This window comes from Stenotrophomonas sp. GW821-FHT01H02A (assembly GCF_059422145.1).
Map to the genome: position 1 here is coordinate 13,959 of NZ_JBWKWI010000009.1, position 15,831 is coordinate 29,789.

A 15,831-nucleotide genomic window follows, 5' to 3' on the forward strand; every position below is an offset into this window, starting at 1 on the left:
CGCCCAACAGGAATTGCGAATGGACGCTTCTCTGCTCCCTGATTTGCCCGCGTGGCAGCGCCTCGGTGGCGCCTATACCGCCGAAGAAATCGCCCAGCAGCCCCGGCTGTGGGCCGTGCTGGCCGGCCTCCTGGACGCCGCACAGACGCGCATCGATGGCTTCCTCGGGGAGGCGCTGCGCGATCCCGGCCAGCTGGTGATCTTCACCGGCGCCGGCAGCTCGGGCTTCATTGCCGAGATGGTGGCCGACCAGATCAATGCGCAGTGGCCTGCCGAGGTCCGCGCCGTGCACACCACCAGCCTGCTGACCCATCCGGCGCTGTACCTGCGCCGCGACCGCCCGACCCTGCTGGTGTCGTTTGGCCGCAGCGGCTCCAGCCCGGAAAGCGTGGCCGCGGTGGATCTGGTCCGCGACCAGGTCGATCACGCGCGCTTTCTGGACATCACCTGCAATGCCGAGGGCGAACTCGCCAAACGTGGCCAGGGCCGCAGCGATACGTTGTCGCTGCTGATGCCGGCGGCCAGCTGCGACCGCGCCTTCGCCATGACCAGCAGCCTGAGCTGCATGTTGCTGGCCGCGCTGAGTGCGTTCGACAGCGCTCCCTGGGCACAGCGCCTGGAACGCCTGCGCACCCTGGCCAGTCACGGCGAGAGTGCGCTGGATGCCTGGGATGCGGCGGTCGCCGCCCTGGCCCAGGCGTCGTACGCGCGCGTCATCTACCTCGGTAGTGGCCCGCTGGAGGCGGTCGCCCGCGAGGCCGCGCTGAAGGTGCTCGAACTCACCGCCGGCCGCGTGCTGGCGCTGGCCAACACCCCGCTGGGGTTCCGCCATGGGCCCAAGTCCACCCTCAACAGCGAGACCCTGGTGGTGATGCTGCGCAGCGCACAGCCGCTGGCCCGCCGCTACGAGCAGGATCTGTTGAACGAACTGCGCCGCGACGGCATCGCCGGGCGCGTGCTGTCGATCGGGCCGGACGACGCGGATCGCGCCGACGGTGACTTCGTCCTCGCCGCGCCTGCACTGCCCGATCCATGGCTCGCCCCGCTGTGGCTGCTGGTGCCGCAATGCTACGCACTGCAGCGTTCGGCCGCGCTCGGCATGACCCCGGACAATCCCTTCCCCGACGGCACGGTCAACCGTGTGGTGCAGGGCGTGACCATCCACCCCCACGGCTGAGCGCGCATGCAGACCTGGTACGGCATCGACATCGGCGGCACCAAGATCGAACTGGTCGCGTGCGACGCCACGCTGGTAGTCCACCACCGCCAGCGCGTGGCGACGCCGACCCGCGACTACGCCGCGTTCCTGCAGGCGATCGTCGATCTGGTCGATGCGGCGGATGCCGCGCTCGGCCAGCGCGGGGTGGCGGTCGGCATCGGCCTGCCCGGCGTGCGCGACCGCGCCAGCGGCCGCCAGCTCAGTGCCAACGTGCCCAGCCTGACCGGTCACACGGTCGGGGCGGACCTGCAGGCGCGCCTGCAGCGCCCGCTGGAGCTGGGCAACGATCTGCAGTGCTTCGCCCTGTCCGAAGCGCATGACGGCACCGCCGCCGGCTATCCCAGCATGTTCGGGGTGATCCTCGGCACGGGGGCGGGCGGTGGCTTCTGCGTGGGTGGCCGGCTGATCGCCGGGCACAACGGCATTGCCGGCGAGTGGGGCCACTGGAGCCTGCCCGCCACGCTGCAGCTGCGCCATGACCTGCCTCTGCTGGACTGCGGCTGCGGGCTGCGTGGCTGCCTGGAGCGTTATGTCTCCGGCAGCGGGCTGGCGATGATCCACCAACGCCGCGGTGGCGACGCGCTGGATGCTGCGGAGGTGGTCGCACGCGCCCAGGCCGGCGATGCGATCGCGCAGCAGGCCCTGGCCATCCACCGCGACCTGCTCGGCTACAGCTTCGCCAGCCTGATCCTCGCGCACGATCCACACGTGATCGTGCTCGGCGGTGGCCTGTCCAAGCTGGAGCAGCTGTATCGCGATCTGCCCGCCGCGATCGCGCCCTACCTGTTCGATGGCGTGCGCGTGCCGCCGATCCTGCCGCCCACCTTCGGCGATGCCGGCGGTGCGCGGGGCGCCGCCCTGCTCGCACGCCAGCACCATTCCTCCCCCTGAACACCGCTGTTACTGGAGTTGCCATGTCCGCCGTCCAATCGTTGATCGCCGCCCATCGCCAGGGCCACCCCGTCGGGCTGTACAGCGTCTGCTGCAGCAACGCGCAGGTGCTGCTGGCGGCGATGCAGGTCGCGCAGCGCTACGACACCCTGCTGCTGATCGAAGCGACCTCCAACCAGGTCGATCAGTTCGGCGGCTACACCGGCATGACCCCGCCGCAGTACCGCGACTACGTGCTGCAGCTGGCGCGCGATGCCGGCTTCCCGGTCGAGCGGCTGGTGCTCGGCGGCGACCACCTGGGGCCGAACGCCTGGCAGAAGGGTCCGGCAGCGGTGGCGATGGCGAACGCGCGTGAGCTGATCGCCGCCTATGTCGCCGCCGGCTTCCACAAGATCCACCTGGACTGCAGCATGTCCTGCGCCGACGACCCGACCCCGTTGCCGGACGCCATCGTCGCGGCGCGCTCGGCCGAACTGGCGCGCATCGCCGAACGCACTGCGGCCGAGCACGGGCTGCCGCCGCCGGTCTACGTGATCGGCACCGAAGTGCCGATTCCCGGCGGTGAGGCCTCGCTGGCCGGGGGCCTGCAGGTGACCACGCCGGCCGCCGCGGCCACCACCCTGGCCATCCACCGCGAAGCATTCTCCACCCCGGACCTGCTGCCGGCGTGGGAACGCGTGATCGCGATGGTGGTGCAGCCCGGCGTGGATTTCGACCACAGCAGCGTGCACTGCTACGACCCCGCCGCTGCCGCGGACCTCTCGGCCTTCGTCGAGCAGCAGCCGCGCATCGTGTTCGAAGCACACTCCACCGATTACCAGACCGAAGCCGGCCTGCATGCGCTGGTCCGCGATCACTTCGCGATCCTGAAAGTCGGCCCGGCGGCGACCTATGCCTTCCGCGAAGCGGTGTTCGCGCTGGCCATGATCGAGCGTGAGCTGCTGCCCGCCGCGCAGCACTCGCAGCTGATCGAGGTGCTGGACCGCTGCATGGTCGACAAGCCCGCCAGCTGGCGCAGCTACTACCAGGGCGACGAACACGAACTGCGCCTGCTGCGCGCGTACTCGCTCAGCGACCGCAGCCGCTACTACTGGGGCGAGCCGGCGGTGCAGGCCGCGCTGGACACGCTGGTCGCCAATCTCACCGCGCATGTGCCGCCGCAGATGCTGCTCAGCCAGTTCATGCCCGAACAGCTCAAGGCGATCGAGGCCGGCGAATTGCAGCCGGCGCCGCTGGCGCTGATCCAGCACAAGGTGGCGCTGCGCCTGGCCGAGTATGCCCGGGCCTGCAATCGCAACGTGTCGGGCACGCATAACGAAACCCGGCAGGCCAAGGAGCTTTCGGAACGGTAAGCTTCGGCTTTCCCTTTCGAACGGAATCGTCCCCATGCGAAACACCCGGCAGCGCCGCCAACAGATCCTCCAGACCCTGGTCGAGCACGGCAACGTGCAGGTCAGCGAGCTGGTGGAGCGCTTTGCGGTGTCCGCGGTCACCATCCGCGCCGACCTGACCCACATCGAGTCGCAGGGGCTGGCCACGCGCACCCACGGGGGCGCCACGCTGGTGCGCACGCCGCCGCAGGAACAGGACATCCACGAGAAGGATGCGTTGAACCTGCCGATGAAGGACCGCATCGGTATCGAGGCGGCCAAGCTGGTCAAGGCCGGCGACAACATCATCATCGACTCCGGCTCGACCACGATGACCCTGGCGCGCCACCTGCGCGGGCACCGCGATGTCACGGTGATGACCAACGGGCTCAACATCGCCTGGGAGCTGGCCAATGCGCCCGGCGTGGAGCTGCTGCTCACCGGCGGGCTGCTGCGCAAGCAGTCGCTGTCGCTGCATGGCAGCCAGGCCGAGGCCAGCCTCAATACCTACAGCTTCGACACCTTGTTCCTCGGTGTGGATGGCCTGGACCTGCAGTTCGGCCTGACCACCCACCACGAGGCCGAAGCCAGCCTCAACCACCGCATGGTCGAGCGCGCGCGCCGCATCGTGGTACTGACCGATGCCTCCAAGTTCGGCCGGGTCAGCCTGCACCGCATCGCGCGGCTGGACCAGGTCCACACCATCATCACCGACGCCAGCATCGAGGCCGAGTACCTGGAAGGGCTGCAGCGGCTGGGCGTCGAAGTGATCATCGCCGAGTCCCCGCCTTGACCGAGTCCCGCTCCCTGCACGGCCGCCTGCTCACCGACACCGGTTGGGTCCGCGGCGATATCCATTTCGACCAGCGCATCACCGCCATCGACACCGCGCACGCTGATCCGCGCGACGATGATGACGTACCGCTGGTCCTGCCCGGCTTCATCGACCTGCATGTGCATGGCGGAGCCGGGGTGGACATCATGCAGGGCGGCACGACCGCGCAGACGGTGGCGCGTGCGCACGCCCGGCACGGCACCACCGCGCTGCTGGGCACCACCATGACCGCGCAGGAAGACGACATCACCCGCGCGCTGGAAGGCCTGTCCGCTGCGATCGCCACGCGCGAGGCCGGCATGGCGCGCGTGCTCGGCGTCCACCTGGAAGGCCCCTTCATCAGTGCGCAGCGCCTGGGCGCGCAGCCACCGCTGGTGGTCGAGGCGACGCTGGCCGACGTGCAGCGCCTGCATGCGATCGCCCCGATCAAGGTGCTCACCCTCGCCCCGGAGATCGGCCAGCACCTCGCGCTGATTCCCGCGCTGAGCGCACTCGGCATCCGGGTGCAGCTTGGCCACAGCGCCGGCAGCTACGAAGACGGCGTGGCCGCGCTGAACGCCGGTGCGGCCGGCTTCACCCATCTGTTCAACGGCATGACCGGGGTGGACCACTACCACCCGGGCATCGCCACCGCGGCGCTCGCGCATGCGCAGTACGCCGAACTCATTCCCGATCTGCAGCACGTGCATCCGGGCGCGATCCGCACCGCGCTGCGCGCGATTCCGCGCCTGTACTGCGTGACCGATGCGACCGCCGCCACCGGCATGCCCGATGGCGAGTACGCACTCGGCGTGCAACGCGTACACAAGTGCCTGGGCTGCGTGCGGCTGTCGACTGGCTCGCTGGCCGGCAGTGCGCTGACCATGGACCAGGCACTGCGCAACCTGGTCTCGCTCGGCCTGGACATCGCCGATGCCTCCAACCGGCTGTCGCGCTACCCGGCCGACTACCTCGGCATCGACGACCGCGGGCGCATCGCGACCGGGGCCTGGGCGGACCTGGTGGTGCTCGACCACGACCTGCGCGTGCGCGGCGTGGTGGTGGAAGGCGACGACATCGCGCTCGACTGAGCGTGGACTCCCGCGCCGCCATGGCGCACGCAGCAGCAGACAGGACCGGCACGATGAACGACGTTTCCGCAGCCATGCCCGTGCACGCCGGCGCTTCCGCACCGCGCTGGCCGGTACGCTATCTGTTGTTCATCGGCGGCATGGGTGGGCTGCTGTACGGCATCGACATCGGCATCATCGCCGGTGCCCTGCCCTATCTGGAGGCCACCGCCACCGCGAGCTGGCACCTGACCAGCCAGCAGTTGGGCTTCGTGGTCGCCGCGGTGCTGCTCGGCAGTGTGCTGTCCTCGCTGTTCGCCGGGGCGGTCGCCGACCTGATCGGCCGCCGTGGCGCGATGCTGCTGGCCGGCGTGCTGTTCACCGCGAGCATTCCGGTGATGGCGCTGTCCGATGGCTATGCCGCGCTGTTGATGGGACGCCTGCTGCAGGGCGTCAGTGGCGGCCTGATCGGCGTGGTGGTGCCGCTCTACCTGGCCGAAGTGCTCAGCCCGGAACGACGGGGGCGTGGCGCGGCGATGTTCCAGCTGCTGTTGACCATCGGCCTGGTACTGGCCGCGGTGATCGGGCTGTACCACGCGCATGCGGTGGATGCGGCCACCGCCGCGGTGCGCCACCTGCCGGGTGCCGAGCAGCAGCGCCTGCTGTTCGACGTCAAGGATCACGCGTGGCGCACCATTTTCTGGAGCTGCCTGCTGCCCGGGCTGGTGTTCACCGGCGGCGTGCTGCTGATCAGTGAATCCCCCCGCTGGCTGGTCCGCCGTGGCCGCATCGACAAGGCGCGCCGTGCCCTGCAGCGTACCGTTGCCGCGGGCGAGGTGGAGCCGACCCTGCAGCGCATGCAGGCCCCCGAAGACGTGCAGATCGGCCGCAACGGCAAGCGCGACCCGCTGCTCAGCCGGCGCTATGTGTGGCCGTTCGTGCTGGCCTGCCTGGTGCTGGCCTTCACCCAGGCCACCGGCATCAACTCGGTGCTGGCCTACGCGGTCAACATCCTCAACCAGGCCGGCCTGCCCGGCTCGGTCGCCAATGGGGCGGACGTGGCGATCAAGCTGCTCAATGCGGTGATGACCGTGGTCGCGCTGGTGCTGGTCGACCGCAAGGGCCGCAAGTTCCTGCTGATGCTCGGCAGTGGCGGCATCACGCTGTCGCTGCTGGCGGCGGCACTGCTGTTCGTGCAGAGCGAACGCGGACGGCTGGATGTGCAGGCCGCACTGCAGCAGCAGGTGAGCGGCACCACGTTGTCGCTGCCGCTGGACGCCGCGCAGTGGCAGCGCCTGGACGGCAATGCCGGCGCCGCACCGCAGCAGTTGACCGTGTCCTACGCCTACGGTGGCTTCAGCAACGTGCGTTCCCTGCGCAGCGACAACCCGATCGACGCCACCCTGCAGATCCGTCGCGAGGACGCGGTCTCGGCCGACAGCGTGATCGGGCGCTTCTTCCGCACCCTGCACCTCAACCCGTTCCCGGACCCGGCGCACGCCGCCACTGCGCCGCTGGTGATCGAACGCGCGGTGATCGGCCCGGTGCCCCCGCCCACCCACGGCTGGCTGGTCGCCGGCTGCATCCTGCTGTTCGTCGCGTTCTTCGCGGTGGGCCCCGGCGTGTGCGTGTGGCTGGCGCTGTCCGAGCTGATGCCGACCCGCATCCGTTCCAACGGCATGAGCATCGCGCTGTTGATCAACCAGTTCGTCTCCACCGTGATCGCCGCGATCTTCCTGCCCACGGTGGGCCATCATGGCTACGCCAGCATGTTCTTCTTCTGGGCCGGCTGTACGCTGCTGTACTTCCTCATCGCCGCGTTCTGGCTGCCGGAGACCAAGGGCAAGTCGCTGGAGCAGATCGAGGCGCATTTCCGCTGAAGCCGGCTGCCGCTGGCAAGGCGTTCAAGGCGCCTTGCCGGTCACCTCGGTGTACAGCCGGTGCGCTTCCTCCGTGCTGTCCAGCCCGGTGACCTGCATGGACTGCGCGAAGGGGCCGGCGATGACGGCGACGTTGAGCACCTGATCGCCGATCGTCAACGCGACCCGCCTGGCGACACGCGCTTCCGTCGCGGCGAGGATGCGCGGTGCCGCCGTATCCGTGAAGCGCAGGATCAGGGTCCCGTTTCCGGTGGCGCCGTCGCTGCCCACGGCCACCGCGGCGATGTCGGCCGTGGTGATGAACGCCGGCTCGATCAAGGACAGCGTATTGCCGTCTCGGTCCTTGAGCGTCGTGACGCCGGGGCGGCGACTATCCTCGGCCACCTCACGCATCTGGATGCGCGCCTGCGCCAGCGGTGCGGTACCCGCCGGGGAGTCACTCACCGCCGGTGCGGGAGGGGCCTGGCTGCAAGCGCCCAGCCCGGCACCCAGCATCATCGTCGCGATCAACAGACAGCTGCGCATGCACGTCTCTCTTTGAGTGGGGGCACGAGTATCGCGGTAGCCCGCCCTCAGCGCAGGCGACGGATGCGCCAGGCGACCACGATCTGCAGCACACCGTAGAGCAGGCTGCCGATGCCGATCCACAGCGTGGTGACGGCAATGCCCGCAATCGGGTTGGCCACCATCATCGCGCCGAGCACGATCGCCAGCACGCCGCTGAGGATCAGCAGCCACTCGCCCTGGATTTCCTTGCGCACGCGGATCGCGAACACGATGCGGTAGATACCGGCCACGATCAGCCAGGCGGCCAGCAGCAGGATCAGTATGCTGGCCGTGGCCAGCGGGTTGAGTACGGCCAGGACACCGAATACCAGCGAGGCCAATGCATAGACCAGCAGCCAGCCACGCGGCACGCCACTGCGGCCGAACAACGCGAACAGACTGATCAGGCCTTCCACCAGGGCCATCACGCCGATCGCCCAGGCCAGCGCGGTGGCGGCCGACAACGGCCGTGCGATTGCGATCAGTCCGAAGACGACGGCGACCACGCCGTACAGCATCAGCACCCACCAGCTGCGGCCGATGGCAGTGAGGAAGGGAGAGGTGCGCGGATCCGGCGGCAGGTTCATGGGACGTCCTTGCAGGGAGGATGACGGCCCGATGGTACGGCCTGATCCCGTGCAAAGCGCGGCAACGCCGCTCAGGGCACGCGTGCGCAGACCCAGACCTGCATCGGCCCGGCGCCGGCGTACTGCAGCGCGCGCAGGGCGGCATCGGTGGTCGCCCCGGTGGTCATCACGTCGTCGACGATGGTCAGCCCGGCGGGCGGGTGGCCACGGACCGCGAACGCATCACGCAGGTTGCAGCGCCGGGCATCGGCGTCCAGGTTCGATTGCGCGGCGGTCTCGCGGGTGCGCTGCAGCCCGTTCCAGAGCGGGCAGCACAGGCCGCGCGCGAGCGGCTTGCTCAGTTCCAGCGCCTGGTTGTAGCCGCGCTGGCGCAGCCGTCGGCGATGCAGCGGCATCGGCTGCAATGGGCCGGCCAGGAACGACGGCACGCGCTGCAGCATCAACTGCGAGAGCAACCGGCCGGCCGCCAGGTCCTGGTGGAATTTGAATTGGATCAGCAGGCGGTCGATCGGTGGCGCGTACAGGAACGCCGCGCTGGCGGCAGCCTGGCGGGGATGCTCGTCCACGCAGCGCTCGCAGTGGTCGCCATCGGCAGCGCCCGGGTCGGCGGCCGCCAGCGGCAGCGCGCAACGCCGGCAGGCACGGTCGTTCCATGGCAGCGCCTGGTGGCAGGCACGGCACAGATCCATGCCGTCCTCGCCCGGGCAATCGCAGACCAGGCAACGCAGCGGCAGGATCTGCCAGCCGAGCCAACCCAGTCCACCGTAAACTTTCGACAGGATCATGTGGTTGACAGATGGTGGCAGCCTCACCAGACTGCCGCCCTTTCGTTCCACTATCTGTCAGGACATCCCCATGGCTTCTGTCATCCGCCACGACTGGCATCGCGAAGAACTGCTGGCCCTGTTCGCGCTGCCCTTCCCGGCATTGCTGCACCGCGCGGCCAGCGTGCACCGTGAGCAGTTTGATCCGGCGGAAGTCCAGGTCTCGACCCTGCTCTCGGTCAAGACCGGCGGTTGCCCGGAAGACTGCGCGTACTGCCCGCAGGCACAGCGCTACAGCACCGGGGTGGATGCACAGAAGCTGATGGCCACCGACGAGGTGGTCGCCAAGGCCCGCCAGGCCAAGGCGGCCGGCGCCTCGCGGTTCTGCATGGGGGCGGCCTGGCGCTCGCCCAAGGACCGCGACATCCCCAAGGTGGCGGCGATGATCCGCGAGGTGAAGGCGCTCGGCCTGGAGACCTGCGCCACCTTGGGCATGCTCAGCGGCGAGCAGGCCACCGCGCTGCGTGAGGCCGGGCTGGACTACTACAACCACAACCTGGACACCGCGCCGGACTACTACGATTCGATCATCCACACGCGCCAGTACCAGGACCGGCTGGACACGCTGGAGCATGTGCGCGATGCCGGGATGAAGACGTGCTGCGGCGGCATCGTCGGCATGGGCGAGACCCGCGAGCACCGCGCCGGCCTGCTGCTGGCGCTGGCCACCCTGCCTGCCCACCCGGACTCGGTGCCGATCAACCGCCTGGTACAGGTCGCCGGCACCCCGCTGCATGGCACCGCCGAGCTGGATCCGTTCGAGTTCGTGCGGATGATCGCGGTGGCTCGGATCGTCATGCCGCGTTCGATGGTACGGCTGTCGGCCGGGCGCGAGACGATGAGCGACGAGCTGCAGGCGCTGTGCTTCCTGGCGGGGGCCAATTCCATCTTCCATGGCGAAAAGCTGCTGACCACCGGCAACCCGGACACCGAGCGCGACCTCGTCCTGTTCGAACGGCTGGGCCTGCGCCCGATGGCGGTCACGGTGGATGCCACCGGGCACGACCACCCGGGCATGGTCCACGCCGACATCACCGCCGGCGGCAGCTGCGGGCAGGCGGCCTGAGCCCCGAGCAGCGGGCCCGGCAACCGGGTACGCTAACGGCCCACCCGGACCCCCTGACGACCATGGCCCGTCCTGACCTGCACGACCGCATCCAGGCCCAGCGCAAGCTCCGCGACGCGCAGGGGCGCCTGCGGGTGCGCCGTGTGGTGAGCCGGCGCGATGGCGTGCAGCTGGAAGTGGACGGCCAATGGCTGACCAACTTCTGCAGCAATGACTATCTGGGCCTGTCGCAGCAGTTCGGCGTGGTCAGTGCACTGCAGGATGCCGCCGCGCGCGAAGGCGCCGGCGCGACCGCCTCGCACTTGATCTGCGGCCACCATGCACTGCATGAAGCGCTGGAACAGGAAATGGCCGATTGGCTCGGTTATCCGCGGGCGCTGCTGTTCGGCAGCGGCTTTGCTGCGAACCTCGCCGTGCAGCAGGCGCTGCTCAGCGAGGAAGACGACGTCTGCGTGCAGGACCGGCTCAACCACGCCAGCCTGCTGGATGCCACGCGCCTGGCCGGTTGCCGCCTGCGTCGCTACCCGCACCTGGACACCGAAGGCGCGCTGCGCCAGCTCAAGCACGCACCCAACGGCGCGGCGATGCTGGCCACCGACGGCGTTTTCAGCATGGATGGCGACATCGCGCCGCTGCGGTCGTTGTCGCTGGTGGCGCGCATGCAGGACGCACTGCTGTACGTCGATGACGCGCACGGCATCGGCGTGGTCGGCGAACACGGCCGCGGCTGCGTGGCCGAGGCCGGCCTGGGCGTCAACGATGTGCCGCTGCAGCTGGCGACACTCGGCAAGGCGCTCGGCGGCTGCGGTGCGGTCGTGCTCGGCGACGAGGCGCTGATCCAGCACCTGGCCGAAACCGCGCGTCCCTATATCTACACCACCGCCGTGCCGCCGGCCCAGGCTGCCGCTGCACTGGCGGCGGTGAAGCTGGCGCGGCGCGACGACTGGCGCCGCGAGAAACTCACCGAACTGATCGGCATCTTCCGCACCGGCGCCCGCCAGCACGGTCTGGAACTGATGCCATCGGATACCCCGATCCAACCGCTGCTGTGCGGCGCCGAGTCCACCGTGATGGCGCTGTCGGCCGCGCTGGAAGCGGCCGGCTTCCTGGTCAGCGCGATCCGTCCGCCGACCGTCCCCGAAGGCAAGGCACGCCTGCGCGTGACGCTGTCCGCCCTGCATGCACCGGCGCAGGTCCACGCGCTGGTCGATGCGATCGCCCACGCGCGCGACACCGTGGTCCAGCAGCACGCGCTGAATGCCCTGACCGCGTGACGCCGCAGAGTTGAGCATGCATATCGATGTCATCGGCCAGGGCCCGGCACTGGTCCTCATCCACGGCTGGGCCCTGCATGGCGGCGTGTTCGCACCGCTGGTGGAGCGCCTGTCCGCGCACGTCCAGCTGCACCTGGTGGATCTGCCCGGCCACGGCGCCAGCCGCGACGACAGCACGCCGCTGCGCCTGCCCTACGTGGTCAATGCCATCGCCGCCGCCACGCCGCCGGCGGTCTGGTGCGGCTGGTCGCTCGGCGGCCTGTTCGCCCTGCATGCCGCCGCCACCCTGCCGCAGGTTCGCGGCGTGGCGATGCTCGCCGCCACGCCGCGCTTCGTGCGCGGCGACGACTGGCCGCACGCGGTGGAGCCGGCAGTGTTCGAACAGTTCGGTCAGGATCTCGCGCAGGACTACCGCGGCACGCTGGAGCGCTTCCTGGCGCTGGACGCGATGGGCTCCGAGCACGCGCGGCAGGAACTGCGCACGCTGCGCGAGATGCTGGTCGCGCGCGGCGAGCCGGCCCCGCGCGCATTGCAGGAAGGCCTGCGCCTGCTGGAGAACACCGACCTGCGCGGCGCCCTGGCCACCTTGGGCAAGCCCAGCCTGTGGCTGGCCGGCCAGCGCGACCGGCTGGTCTCGGCGCGGGCCATGCAGGCCGCCGCCGCGCTCGCCCCGGGCGCACAGGCCCACGTGGTGGCGCACGGCGGGCATGCCCCGTTCCTCGGCCATGCCGACGAAGTCGCCGCGCAGCTGCAACACTTTGTTGCCGCGCTGTCTTGACCTGTTCCGGCCGCGCATCGCCGATCATGTACGCCTGCCTTTTCCCACAGGACTGACCCATGGATCTTGGAATCGCCGGCCGCTGGGCCCTGGTCTGCGCCGCCAGCAAAGGCCTCGGGCTGGGCTGCGCGCGCGCGCTGGCACGCGAAGGCGTCAACGTGGTCATCGCCGCGCGCGGTGAAGCGGCACTGGACCGCGCCGTGCTCGAGCTGCAGGCCCTGCCAGGCGCACGCAAGGTGATCGGGGTGGTCGCCGACATCTCGACGCCGACAGGCCGCGCCGCTGCATTGGCCGCCTGTCCCCAGGTCGACATCCTGGTCAACAACGCGGGCGGACCGCCGGCCGGCGATTTCCGCCAGTTCAGCCGCGAGGACTGGATCGCCGCGCTGGACGCCAACATGCTGGCCCCGATCGAGCTGATCCGCGCCACCGTGGACGGCATGATCGAGCGCGGCTTTGGCCGCGTGGTCAACATCACGTCCTCGTCGGTGAAGGCCCCGATCGACATCCTCGGGCTCTCCAACGGCGCACGCTCCGGACTGACCGGGTTCGTGGCCGGGCTGGCACGCAGGACCGTCGCCCACAATGTCACCCTCAACAATCTGCTGCCGGGCCAGTTCGATACCGATCGCCTGCGCGGCAACTTCGCTTACCTGGCGCAGCAGCAGGGCATCGACGCCGGCCAGTTGGCCGAACGCAAACGCACGCATATTCCCGCCGGCCGCTTCGGCACCGCCGACGAGTTCGGCGCCGCCTGCGCGTTCCTGTGCAGCGCGCAGGCCGGCTACATCACCGGGCAGAACCTGCTGATCGATGGCGGCGCCTACCCGGGCACCTTCTGATTCCACCCGCACCACCGTTTTGAGCCGTGAGTACCCCATGACGTCCAGCTTCGATCCGCATCACGTCCGTCGCGCCTTCTCGCGCGCCGCCAGCAGTTACGACGCCGCCGCCGCGCTGCAGCGCGAGGTGGAGAAGCGCCTGCTTGAATCGCTGGACTACCTGGAAAACCGCCAACCACAGGTGGTGCTCGATGTCGGCAGTGGCACCGGCCACGCCAGCGCGCTGATGAAGAAGCGTTGGCCCAAGGCGCAGGTGATCGCGCTGGACCTGGCCCAGCCGATGCTGCGCGAAGCGAAGAAGCAGGCAGGCTGGTGGAAGCCGTTCTCGCGCGTGTGCGGGGACGCGCAGGCACTACCGGTGCTGGACCAGAGCGTGGATGTGATCTTCAGCAACCTGTGCCTGCAGTGGGTGGAGGATCTGCCCGCGGTATTCGCCGGGTTCCGCCGTGCGCTCAAGCCCGGCGGCCTGCTGCTGGTCTCCACGTTCGGGCCGGAGACGCTGATCGAACTGCGCGATGCGTTCGCCGCCGCCGACGAGGTGCCGCATGTCAGTCGTTTCGCCCCGATCGCGCAGTTCGGCGACGCGCTGATGATGTCCGGCTTCCGCGATCCGGTGCTGGACCGCGACCTGTTCACCCTGACCTACGACGACCTGACCGCACTGATGCGCGAGTTGCAGGCGATCGGCGCCACCAACGCGCGCCAGGACCGCCGCCACACGCTGACCGGGCGCGGGCGTTTCGATGCCGCACGTGCTGCGTACGAGCCGCTGCGGCGCGAGGACGGCAAGTTGCCCAGCAGCTGGGAAGTGATCTACGCACACGCGTGGGCGCCGGAAGGCGGCGCACCGATCCGCGAGCGCGGCCACGATGTCGCCACGGTGCCGGTGTCGGCGATCCCGATCCGCCGCAGAACGCCCTGAGCCGACCGCGCCGACCGCGCTGATCGCGTAGAGCCGACCGTTGGTCGGCTGCCCGCAGGGCGGCTCGGCGGTCCGGCCGACCAACGGTCGGCGCTACGACGGGAACAGATCGCGATGGAAGAAGTAGATTTCCTGCGCCAGGAACCGCCAGCTGGTGTGGAAGCTGCGGAAGCGCGTGCTCGGCGTGGACGAGGCCAGCGCATCGATGCCCAGCTCGCGGCACAGGCGCAGTGCGCGGGCCATGTGCAGCGGGTCGCTGACGATGATCACGCGGTGCAGCTTGCGCTGCTCCATCAACCGCCGCGCCTCGATCAGGTTCTGCCGGGTGGTGCGCGAGGCGGTCTCGATCAGGATCGCGTCATCGGGCACGCCCTGCTTGAGCGCATAGCGACGTGCGACCTGCGATTCGGAAAAACGCGCGCCGGTGCCGCCGTAGCCACCGGTGAAGATCAGCAGCGGCGCATACCCCTGCTGGTAGAGATCCAGCCCGTGCCGGATCCGCTCTTCGAACACCGGCGAGGGTTTGGCGTCGTAGGCCGCCGCGCCGAGCACGATGATCGCGTCGGCCTTCTGCGCCTGGTCGCGCTCGCCGATCCAGACGATCCACGCGGTGACTCCGAGCAGCCACACGGCCAGCACGATGCACAGCCGCCACAGCCACCCGAAGAAACCTACCCGTGTCCGTCGGCTCATGCCGCGTCCCACGGCAGCGCGTCCAGATCGACATTGCCGCCGGACAGCACCACGCCCACGCGTTTGCCGGCAAAGCGCGCCGGCTCGGCGAGGATCGCCGCCAGGGCAATCGCCGAAGAAGGCTCGACCACCTGTTTGAGCACTTGCCAGATCAATCGCATCGCGGCGACGGTGGCGTCATCGGCGACGGTGATGACCTGGGCCGCGCCCCGCAGCAGCGCGAAGTTGGGCGCGCCCAGCGTCCCGCGCAGGCCATCGCAGATGGTGTCGGGGGTGAAATCGATGCGGCGCTCACCCGCCGCCAGCGAGCGCGCAGTGTCGGCCGCACCTGCCGGCTCGGCCAGGACCAGCTCTGCATGGGGAGCGGCCGCCTGCAGCGCCAGCCGCGTACCGGCGGCCAGGCCACCGCCGCCGATCGGCACCACCATCACGTCCAGCCCGTGGCTGGCGTGCAGCAGCTCCAGCGCGGCCGTGCCCTGGCCGGCGATCACGCCGGGGTCGGTATAGGGATGGACCAGGGTCGCCCCGGTTTCGGCCTGGACCTGTGCGCACATCGCCTCGCGCGCGGCGATCGAAGCATCGCAGCGCCACAGCGTGGCGCCGTGGCGACCGATGTTGGCCAGCTTGGCCGCCACCGCGCCCTCGGGCACGATCACGTGGCAGGCGATGCCACGGGTGCGCGCGGCCAGCGCGAGGGCGGCGCCATGGTTGCCCGAGGAGTGGGTGACCACCCCGCGGCGGGCCTGCGCCTCATCCAGTGCCCAGACGGCGTTGCAGGCGCCGCGGAACTTGAAGGCGCCGCTGCGCTGCAGGTGTTCGGCCTTGAACCACACGGTGGCACCGGTCATCGCATCCAGCGTGCGCGAGCGCAGCACCGGGGTCACGCAGGCATGCGCGGCAATGCGCGCCGCCGCCGCCAGCACGTCGTCAACACAGGGCAAGGGTGAATCGCTCATGACGCAAGATTAACGTATGCCCCCCGCCCACATCCGTCTTGATGAACGTGTCAGCATGGCAACCATTCATTCGGATCGGGCCGAGTTAAGGGCTGATTC

Annotated in this window: 16 protein-coding genes; 11 read left to right on the forward strand and 5 right to left on the reverse strand. The window is 69.8% G+C overall.

Annotated features, from left to right (window positions below):
* The first annotated feature begins 19 nt into the window (after positions 1-19).
* From AC07WC_RS14045 to AC07WC_RS14070, 6 genes are read left to right on the forward strand one after another with little or no spacing between them, the layout of a single operon-like run.
* Positions 20-1,177: an SIS domain-containing protein gene (locus tag AC07WC_RS14045; protein WP_495210539.1), complete on the forward strand. Its 1,158-nt coding sequence runs from the start codon at positions 20-22 to the stop codon at positions 1,175-1,177.
* Positions 1,178-1,183: 6 nt separating this feature from the next.
* Complete coding sequence (locus AC07WC_RS14050) at positions 1,184-2,110, forward strand: ROK family protein (RefSeq protein ID WP_495210540.1); 927 nt, start codon at positions 1,184-1,186, stop codon at positions 2,108-2,110.
* 23 nt (positions 2,111-2,133) lie between these two features.
* Positions 2,134-3,462 (forward strand): D-tagatose-bisphosphate aldolase, class II, non-catalytic subunit, encoded by a 1,329-nt coding sequence (locus AC07WC_RS14055; RefSeq protein WP_495210541.1) that lies wholly within the window; start codon positions 2,134-2,136, stop codon positions 3,460-3,462.
* A gap of 34 nt (positions 3,463-3,496) precedes the next feature.
* The gene (locus tag AC07WC_RS14060; protein ID WP_495210542.1) at positions 3,497-4,273 is read left to right on the forward strand and encodes a DeoR family transcriptional regulator; all 777 of its coding nucleotides are present in this window, start codon (positions 3,497-3,499) and stop codon (positions 4,271-4,273) included.
* Positions 4,270-5,385, forward strand: a complete 1,116-nt coding sequence (gene nagA / locus AC07WC_RS14065) for an N-acetylglucosamine-6-phosphate deacetylase (RefSeq protein WP_495210543.1) — start codon at positions 4,270-4,272, stop codon at positions 5,383-5,385. Before AC07WC_RS14060 ends, nagA begins: the two co-directional genes overlap by 4 nt.
* Positions 5,386-5,438: 53 nt before the next feature.
* Complete coding sequence (locus tag AC07WC_RS14070) at positions 5,439-7,244, forward strand: MFS transporter (protein WP_495210544.1); 1,806 nt, start codon at positions 5,439-5,441, stop codon at positions 7,242-7,244.
* A gap of 24 nt (positions 7,245-7,268) precedes the next feature.
* On the opposite strand, the gene AC07WC_RS14075 is transcribed toward AC07WC_RS14070, so the two are convergent.
* From AC07WC_RS14075 to AC07WC_RS14085, 3 genes are all read right to left on the reverse strand, one after another.
* Positions 7,269-7,769: a SecDF P1 head subdomain-containing protein gene (locus AC07WC_RS14075; protein ID WP_495210545.1), complete on the reverse strand. Its 501-nt coding sequence runs from the start codon at positions 7,767-7,769 to the stop codon at positions 7,269-7,271.
* Between the two features lie 47 nt (positions 7,770-7,816).
* A complete protein-coding gene (locus tag AC07WC_RS14080) occupies positions 7,817-8,377 on the reverse strand; it encodes an HdeD family acid-resistance protein (RefSeq protein ID WP_495210546.1) in 561 nt (186 codons plus the stop codon).
* A 71-nt stretch (positions 8,378-8,448) separates the two neighbouring features.
* Complete coding sequence (locus AC07WC_RS14085; RefSeq protein ID WP_495210547.1) at positions 8,449-9,162, reverse strand: ComF family protein; 714 nt, start codon at positions 9,160-9,162, stop codon at positions 8,449-8,451.
* Positions 9,163-9,232: 70 nt separating this feature from the next.
* On the opposite strand from AC07WC_RS14085, the gene bioB reads away from it, so the two are divergent.
* From bioB to bioC, 5 genes are all read left to right on the forward strand, one after another.
* Positions 9,233-10,267 (forward strand): biotin synthase BioB, encoded by a 1,035-nt coding sequence (bioB, locus tag AC07WC_RS14090; protein ID WP_495210548.1) that lies wholly within the window; start codon positions 9,233-9,235, stop codon positions 10,265-10,267.
* A gap of 62 nt (positions 10,268-10,329) precedes the next feature.
* Positions 10,330-11,541, forward strand: a complete 1,212-nt coding sequence (gene bioF, locus AC07WC_RS14095) for an 8-amino-7-oxononanoate synthase (protein WP_495210549.1) — start codon at positions 10,330-10,332, stop codon at positions 11,539-11,541.
* 16 nt (positions 11,542-11,557) lie between these two features.
* Positions 11,558-12,319, forward strand: a complete 762-nt coding sequence (gene bioH / locus AC07WC_RS14100; RefSeq protein WP_495210550.1) for a pimeloyl-ACP methyl ester esterase BioH — start codon at positions 11,558-11,560, stop codon at positions 12,317-12,319.
* A gap of 59 nt (positions 12,320-12,378) precedes the next feature.
* Positions 12,379-13,161 carry an SDR family oxidoreductase gene (locus tag AC07WC_RS14105; RefSeq protein ID WP_495210551.1) on the forward strand — a complete coding sequence of 261 codons (783 nt, stop codon included), beginning with the start codon at positions 12,379-12,381 and terminating at the stop codon, positions 13,159-13,161.
* 37 nt (positions 13,162-13,198) lie between these two features.
* Positions 13,199-14,083 (forward strand): malonyl-ACP O-methyltransferase BioC, encoded by an 885-nt coding sequence (gene bioC, locus AC07WC_RS14110; protein ID WP_495210552.1) that lies wholly within the window; start codon positions 13,199-13,201, stop codon positions 14,081-14,083.
* A 93-nt stretch (positions 14,084-14,176) separates the two neighbouring features.
* Here the strand turns inward: bioC and AC07WC_RS14115 are convergent, their stop codons facing one another.
* Together AC07WC_RS14115 and AC07WC_RS14120 are read right to left on the reverse strand one after the other, a co-directional pair.
* Positions 14,177-14,788 carry a YdcF family protein gene (locus tag AC07WC_RS14115; protein ID WP_495210553.1) on the reverse strand — a complete coding sequence of 204 codons (612 nt, stop codon included), beginning with the start codon at positions 14,786-14,788 and terminating at the stop codon, positions 14,177-14,179.
* A complete protein-coding gene (locus AC07WC_RS14120; protein ID WP_495210554.1) occupies positions 14,773-15,732 on the reverse strand; it encodes a pyridoxal-phosphate dependent enzyme in 960 nt (319 codons plus the stop codon). The genes AC07WC_RS14115 and AC07WC_RS14120 overlap by 16 nt, the downstream gene beginning before the upstream one ends.
* Positions 15,733-15,831 lie beyond the last annotated feature (99 nt).